The sequence below is a fragment of the Streptomyces sp. NPDC107517 genome (assembly GCF_055582645.1).
Genome location: NZ_JBVJPM010000079.1, coordinates 1 through 820, shown reverse-complemented (window position 1 = coordinate 820; position 820 = coordinate 1).

Sequence of the window (820 nt, the reverse complement as noted above, 5' to 3'; positions counted from 1 at the left end):
CACACCCTGACCAGCCGCAGCAGCCTTGCCAGCCTGCTGGCTGGCCTGGAACGCTCAAACGATCTCTAGTCGACGCCGAACACCGCAATGTCAGGTCATGCATCAAGTGAAGCCACTGCGTCAAGCATTAACCGAGTCGGGACACCGATCAAAACCCGGTGTCGCAGACAGGGTTTCCCCACTCGATCAAGGTCCGCGCACGGTGCGGGCACGCGCCGCCTCTGCGGCGCGGCCTGCCTCCTGTCTTCGCCCCGGCTGGCCGCGCCCGGCGGCGCGCTGCGTGCATGCGGGCAGAAGCAAGTGCGTCATCCGCGGGCCAAACACATGCCTCCGGCGGCGGCACTCAGACTCTGGGATGGAGGGGGCGCCATGCGCGAGGGCCACAGTCGTGCCACATCGTGCGGTCAACCACGATCAATGACGGCTCGGCGCAGTCGAGATGCACGGTTCACCTGGGCTGCCGCTACAGCCGGCGTGACCTGGGGCGCTTCCGCTTCGGATCACGTCCGCCCTTACAACGCAGTCCCCCATTGAGCGATTGTGGGGCCCTCCGCCGGCACTGTAAGTTCCCGCGTACGGATCGGTTCGGCTCAGAGGGGGCGGGATGCCTGGATACGGCCGCGCAGACAGTGAGTGGGACTTGCTGGTAGGCGCGGGGCGAGACTTCCTTATTGAGCGAGCGAAGCTTGGCAAGGTCACCTCGTACACCGAGCTCAACGTCACATTGAACCGTTCCGGATTCGGTAGAGACTCGATCGTTTGAGAGGATCGAGTCATGGCACGTCCTTCCCAGTACCCGCTTGAGCTGCGCCGTCGTGCG